Source organism: Streptomyces sp. CLV115, from assembly GCF_038448545.1.
GTDB classification, from domain to species: domain Bacteria; phylum Actinomycetota; class Actinomycetes; order Streptomycetales; family Streptomycetaceae; genus Streptomyces; species Streptomyces sanglieri.
On sequence record NZ_JBCEWQ010000104.1, the window covers coordinates 24626 to 30829 of the forward strand.

Here is a 6204-nt window from a genome sequence, read left to right on the forward strand (position 1 = left end):
GGTCAACCCGCTTCGTTCCCGGGCGAGTTGACCGCCCCGGGCTCCGCCTTCGGCTTCGGCTTTCCGTCCAGTCCCCGGGAGAACTCCTCCAGGGCTTCGAGGAGCAGATGGGCCCCTTCCCGTACGAAGGGGTCCGCCCGCTCCTCGTCCGCGAGCTGCCGTGCGTCCCACTCCGCCAGCGCCTCGCGCACCTCGGTCCAGTCCGGCACCTTCCGCTCCCGCACCGCCTTCGCCCCCTGCTCGGTGGCCCGGCGCAACGCCTCGGCCAGGCGCGCCGCGTCCGGTTCGGGGGTGGCGTTGCCGCCCGGCAGGTGGGCCTCCAGGAGCATCGCGGCCCGGCCCAGCTGGGCCAGCGCGTGCTGGGTTTCGTCGGCGGCGGCGCGGGACAGGCCCCGGTTGCGCACCGGTTCGTGCTGGGCGGTGGCCAGCGCCTCCTGCCAGGCGACCCGGGCCTCCCGGGTGTCGAGCAGCGCGGAGCGCACGTCGTCGTGGCCGCGCTCGGCCGGTTCGGCGTACTGGTCGACGACCGAGGCCGCGTACCGCCCGTCCGCCTTCAGCCAGTCGCCGAGCCTGCCGCGCAGCCTCGGGGTCTCCCAGGCCGGGTACAGGGCGTACGAGGTCATCGCGAGCAGGCCGCCCGCCAGGGTGAGGACGACCCGTTCGAGCACGGTCTGCGACCAGTCGTCGCCGGCCATCCCGAGCAGGAAGACGACGTACGCCGAGACGCAGGCCTGGCCGACCACGTACCCCGTGCCCATCAGCAGGTACATCAGCAGGGCGCAGAACACGGAGAGCACCGCGGCCGTGGTCACTCCGGGATGGGCGGTCTGGACGATCGCGGTGGCGAGCGAGACGCCGACGATCGTGCCGCCGAACCGGGCCACCGACCGCCCGTAGGTCTGGGAGAACTCCGGCCGCATCACCATGACGGCGGCCATCGGAGCCCAGTAGCCGTGGCCGAACGGCAGCGCGGTGCCGATGAGGTAGCCGACGGCCGCGACGACGGACACCCGGACGGCGTGCCGCAGGATCGGTGACCCCGGGCGCAGCTCCGCGCGCATCGCCCTGCCGACGACGGGGACCAGCCGGAGCAGGGTGGGGCGGCGGCGGTGCGGGGCGGGGGGTGTTCCGACCGAGGAGGTCTTGATGGCCTCGGCGGCCTCCTCCGCCCTGGCGTCCTGTTCCTTCGTCCCCTCGCCCTCGGCCGTCTCGATGACGTCGGAGAGCAGGGCGCCGAGCCGGTCGGCGGCTCGGAGCGGCGGGCCGGTGAGCAGCGTTCCGGTGTCCGGGGTCTTCAGCGTGGCGACGGCGGACGGGGCCAGCTCGACCGGGTCGCCGTGCCGGATCGCGCGGGCCGCCGAGTCGAGCACCGATCCGGCGGCGGCCAGCAGCTCACGGACCCTCTCCCGCTCCGGCCCCTCGTCCGGCACGCCCAGGGACGGGTCGGCGAGCGAGGCGAGCACCGGTCTGATCCGTTCCGCGACCCCTCGGGAGCCCCGCAGTTCGGGCGGCCGGCGGCGGGCCTGGCGCGGAGTGACCGCCGCCGCACTGCGGGCCGTCATCAGCGGCACCGGGTCGAAGGGGGCGAGCGGGTCGTGGCGCAGCCGCCGGGCGTAGTCGGCCTCGGCGGCCAGGGCGTCGGCGAGGGCGTCGCGCTGGGCGCCCCATCTGCGTACCGGGAACAGGACGATCAGCGCCGCCTGCACGATTCCGCCGAACAGGATCATCACGGCGTGCACGGCCGAGTTGGCGACGGAGGTGGGCAGGGTGACCGTGACCATCATGATCGCCACGTTGGACGCCGCGATGATGCCGGCGGTCGGGCCCGCCGCCCAGGCCAGTCCCGCGACGAACGTCCAGAGCACCAGCAGGGCGAGGAAGAGCGGCAGCCGGGAGCCGGTGAGATAGCCGAGGAACGTCGACACGGCGAGGCTCGCCCCGGAGACCAGGGCGAGTACGGGCCGGGGGCGCCAGCTGCGCTGGAAGGTGGCGATGGCCGCCTGGAACGCGCCGAACGCGGAGCTCGCGGCGACCACCGGGCCGAAGAACGCGAGGCCGACCCCGATGACCAGGGCGAGACCGGCCGCACCGCGGACCGCGATGAGCGGTTCGAGACGGCGCCGCTCGATCGACAGCCCCGAGCGGGCGGTCTCCTTCAGCGCCCGGAGCCAGCTCATGCCGAGAGCCTAACCGGAATTACCGATTGGCCCGAGTTGTCCGGAGTGGGACATGGCCGGGCGGGGAGGCCGTCCCGGCTGCGGTCGGGGGGCGTCCCGCGGTCCTTGCCGATCCCTCAGCGGTCGCCCCGGCCGCCCCGGAGCTCCGGGCCGTTCCCGCCCATCCGGGCCCGGTCCGCCGCCGCCGTGCCGTGGGTCCATCCGTCCAGGTCGGTGGCGCCCCGGACCCGGGTGGTCGTGGTCTCGGGGAACATCCGCCCGGCGGTGTCCGTGACGGCCATGTCGCGGGCGGCGAGGACCGGGAGCAGTGCGGGGTCGCCGGGCCCCGCCGGTCCGGCCCCGGCCCCGGCGGCGGCGGTGACGCGGGCGGTGTCGGCGGCGAGCCTGCTGCCCAGCCGCTGGGCGTACGCCATCAGGAACGACTGCCGGAACGTCTTGGTCCGCCTGCGTCCGCCGGCCCGCTGGCCCGCCTCCGCCTTCGTCATCGCCGCCGTGCCCTGGACCAGCAGGGAGGTGTACAGCAGCTCCACGGCTTCCAGGTCCGGCTCGAAGCCGACCACCGTGGAGAAGCCGAGGTCGCTGTTCCACACCGCACGGCAGCGGTTCGCGGCGGCGACCGCGTCGAGCAGGATCGCCTTCGCCGTCTCGTACGGCGCGTCCACCCCGATCCGGCACGCCCCCGGCGCCTCCTTGCTGTGCGTACGGGCGGCGAGCAGGGCCTCGTCGATGGAGTGCCGGGCCATCAGCTCCTGCGCCTTGGTGGTGAGCGCCTCCGCCTCCTCGGGGAAGCCGGTCGCCTCCGCCTTGGCGAGCAGGGCGCGGATCCGGGTCAGCATCCGGGGCTCGTCGTGCGCCGGCGGCAGGTGGAGCCCGTGCGGGGAGGTGCCGGGCGGCGGCCCGACCGGCTCGACCGACGGGAGCCGGAGCAGCAGCCGGTACAGGCCGAGCACGGCGGTGGCATAGGAGAAGCGGTCCGGCCGGTTGCGGGGCGGAGCGGCGGGGAGCGCGTCGAGCTGGCCCTGCCAGCGGGGCGGCAGCCGCTCGTACCGGGCGGTCTCCGAGACGATCAGCCCGGCGGCGAGTCCGGCCGCCGTCCCGTCCAGGTCGCGGCGGACCAGGCGTACGACATCGGCGGGCTGCCAGCCGCGCTCCCAGGCCCGGCGGACGAACTCCTCACCGCGTCGGCACAGTTCCGCGTCGGCCGCCGGGTCGGCGGCGAGCAGGGAGGCGCCGGTGTCGAGACCGGCGTCGCCGTCCGAGTAGAGGGCCGCCGCGAATGCCTGGTCGATCACCGGTTCCATGGGGTCAGGGTAGGCAGGGTGGTGCGGCGGGGTACGACCGGCCGGACCCCGCGGACGGTCGGTCCCACCGGGCCGGCCGGAAAGCGCGCTTAGTCCATACAGGCCCACCCGCTGACGATGTATCCGCTTTCATCCTTTCATCATGATTTCACATGCTTTCATCTCGCCATGAAGGCGATCAATGGAGGCGATCGGATGATGACCGGAGACCGGCAGCAGGGCCCGGGCGGCACACGGGCGATCACGTCACGGCGGCGCGTGCTGACAGCCGCCGCGCTCGCGCCGGTACTGGCCGCGGCGAGCCCCGCCGACGCCGCCGCCCGCACCCTGCCCGCCGGGACGACCGGGGCGGGGCACGGAGAGCTGGTGAAGCCGGTACCGACGGACCTGGGCGACTGGGCGGGCGTCGCGAAGACGCTGGGCCGCGAGGGCAACATGCTGCGCGGCACGATGTACCACACGGGCTTTCCCCGGCAGGATCTGCTGGTGGTCTCCGACGGCGTCGTCGTCACCCCGGGGCTGGCACTGGGCACGCACGTGGCCTTCGTCCGCTACGCCGACGGCAGCACGATGGTCATGGGCGACGTGGTGGTCACCGAGGACGAACTCCAGCACGTGATCGACGCGTGGCAGGCGCACGGGATCGAGCAGACCGCGCTCCACAAGCACCTGCTCGCCCAGACCCCCGACCTCTGGTGGGCCCATGTCCACGGGCACGGCCACGACGCGGTGGCCCTGGCCCGCGGGCTGCGGGCGGGATTCGACCGCACCGGCACCCCGCCCGCGGTGGCCCCGAACCGGTCGACCCCGGTCGACCTGGACATCGCCCGGATGGAGGCGGCGCTGGGCGCGAAGGGCTCCGTCGAGGACGGGCTCTACAAGATCCTCTTCGTGCGCCGCGAGACCGTCGCGGACGGCCATCTGATCCTGCCGCCCGGCCTGGGCTCGACCAGCGCGTTCAACTTCCAGCCGGTCGGCCGCGGCCGGGCCGCGCTCAGCGGCGACTGCGTCATGCGCGCCGACGAGGTCCCGCACGTACTGAAGGCGCTGCGGCGCGGCGGCATCAAGCTCGTCGAACTGCACAACCACCATCTGTCGGAGGATCCCCGCCTGTTCTTCACCCACTTCTGGGCGGTGGACGACGGCGTGCGGCTCGCCCGTACGCTGCGCCGCGCGGTGGACGCCACCGACGTCGTACCGGGCGGCTGAGACCGGTCACCGGCCGACGGTCACGGCCCGTCCCCGCCGGCCGCCGGACCGGATTGCGCCGGTCCAGCGACCGGCGTCGTCCGATCCGTTCTGCATATGGACCAATCGGCCCGGGGCGGCGCGTGGCCCGGAGGACGACCGGGCACCCATGTCCCGTCCAGGCCCGCGATTTCGTGAACCACCCGTCAGATCCCCCTCTGGAGCTCCGCATGGAACCAGTAGCCGGCGCACGGCACTGCCCGTTCGACTACGCCGAGGCCCTCGAATTCGACCCGGTGCTCAGGCACTTGATGACCGAAGAGCCCGTCTCCCGCATCCGCCTCCCGCACGGCGACGGCGAGGCATGGCTCGTCACCGGCTACGACGACGTGCGTACGGTGACCACCGACCGGCGCTTCAGCCGGACCGCCATCATCGGCCGGAACTTCCCGCGCATGACCCCCGAACCGATCGTGCAGGACGAGGCGATCAACGTGATGGACCCGCCGGGAAGCAGCCGGCTGCGCAGCCTGATCTCCAAGGGCTTCGCCCCCCGCCACCTGGAGCGCATGCGGGTGCGCACCCAGCACGTGGTCGACGAGCTGCTGGACCGGATGGAGGAGCACGGTGCCCCGGCCGATCTGTTCGAGCATCTGGCCGCCCCGCTGCCCCTGACCACCATCTGCGAGGTCCTCGACATCCCGGAGGCCGACCGCGCCCAACTGCGCGCCCACGCCCGGACGATGATGGACACCACCGTGGAGAACAAGCCCGCCGCGGTACGCGCCAAGGCCGATCTCCGCTCCTACTTCGAGACGCTGACCGCCGAGCGGCGCGCCGACCCGGGCGACGACCTGATCAGCGCGCTGGCCACCGCCCGCGACGGGGACGAGATCCTCAACGACCAGGAACTGACCGTCATGGCCATGGTCCTGCTCATCACGGGCCAGGACACCACCACGTACGAGATCGGGAACATCGCCTACACGCTGCTCACCAGGCCCGACGAGCTCGCCATGGTCCGCGACCGCCCCGAGATGCTCCCGCAGGCCATCGAGGAGCTGCTGCGCTTCATCCCCTTCCGCAAGGGCGTCGGCATCCCCCGGGTCGCCCTGGAGGACGTGGAGCTGAGCGGCGTACGGATCCGGGAAGGGGACATCGTGCACGTCTCCTATCTGACGGCCAACCGCGACGGCCGGAAGTTCGACCGCCCCGACGAGCTGGACCTGGAGCGGCAGGGACCGTCCCACATGACCTTCGGGTGGGGCGGGCACCACTGCCTCGGTGCCCCGCTCGCGGCCACGGAACTCCAGATCGCCATCGGGACGCTGCTGAAGCGCTTCCCCGCGCTGAAACTGGCGGCTCCGGCCGAGGAGGTGCGCTGGAACAGGACGTCGATCTGGCGCTATCCCCTCGAACTGCCCGTCACCTGGTGACCGGGCGCTCCGACAGCCGTCATCGATGATGCGTCGGCCCCCGGCCGGCGGCAACCGGGACCGTTCCGGGCCGCCGGCCGGGGGGGGGGGGGGGGGGGGGGG

General features: G+C 73.6%; 4 protein-coding genes. 2 read left to right on the forward strand and 2 right to left on the reverse strand.

Annotated features, from left to right (window positions below):
• Nucleotides 1-2: 2 nt before the first annotated feature.
• Nucleotides 3-2177 carry an FUSC family protein gene (locus tag AADR41_RS28740; protein ID WP_342284311.1) on the reverse strand — a complete coding sequence of 725 codons (2175 nt, stop codon included), beginning with the start codon at nt 2175-2177 and terminating at the stop codon, nt 3-5.
• 116 nt (nt 2178-2293) lie between these two features.
• Nucleotides 2294-3478 (reverse strand): DUF2786 domain-containing protein, encoded by a 1185-nt coding sequence (locus tag AADR41_RS28745; protein WP_342284312.1) that lies wholly within the window; start codon nt 3476-3478, stop codon nt 2294-2296.
• A gap of 195 nt (nt 3479-3673) precedes the next feature.
• Between AADR41_RS28745 and AADR41_RS28750 the strand changes: the two genes are divergently transcribed.
• Both AADR41_RS28750 and AADR41_RS28755 read left to right on the forward strand, forming a co-directional pair.
• A complete protein-coding gene (locus AADR41_RS28750) occupies nt 3674-4687 on the forward strand; it encodes a DUF1259 domain-containing protein (RefSeq protein WP_342284313.1) in 1014 nt (337 codons plus the stop codon).
• Between the two features lie 209 nt (nt 4688-4896).
• Nucleotides 4897-6102: a cytochrome P450 gene (locus tag AADR41_RS28755; RefSeq protein ID WP_342284314.1), complete on the forward strand. Its 1206-nt coding sequence runs from the start codon at nt 4897-4899 to the stop codon at nt 6100-6102.
• Nucleotides 6103-6204: the final 102 nt, after the last annotated feature.